The following is a 417-nucleotide window of genomic DNA, read 5'->3' as shown; positions in this document are numbered from 1 at the left end:
ATCGTTCAACGCGGCACTCTTCCGTGTTTCCGATCTCGCGAGCACGAACATGGAGAAACATGAGCAATCCATCGTTGCAGTTCCATCGAGGAGTGGCAAACGACGACGTTTCTCCGGGCTCTTCAAACGGGAAGTAGTCGAGCAAACACTTCGCGCCGACGTGTCGATCGCCAGTGTCGCGCTGGCCAATGGCCTCAACACCAATTTGCTGGCACGCTGGCGCCACGACTATTTCACGGCCCAGGCCACGGGCCAGTCGCCGGCACTGATTCCGATTCGTGTCGTCGAAAGCCAGCCAGCGCCATCGTCAACGCGAGCACAATTGGCCGCCGCTGTTGATGACGGCGAGATCGAAGTTCGGCTTGGCGACACCACTGTCATCATTCGCGGCGTCCCAAATCAGGCGGCCCTCGGCAT

The 417-nt window shown here is 59.5% G+C and carries 1 protein-coding gene; it reads left to right on the top strand.

The genetic code is table 11. The features are described from left to right. Positions 1 to 417: transposase (locus JK635_RS05525; RefSeq protein WP_202652994.1), on the top strand; the 417-nt coding region annotated here is incomplete at both ends.

This window comes from Neobacillus paridis, from assembly GCF_016765675.1.
In the GTDB taxonomy this organism is placed as follows: Bacteria; Bacillota; Bacilli; order Bacillales; family Cytobacillaceae; genus Neobacillus; species Neobacillus paridis.
The sequence above is the reverse complement of the archived record's forward strand: the minus strand, read 5'-3'. Positions and strand labels throughout refer to the sequence as shown.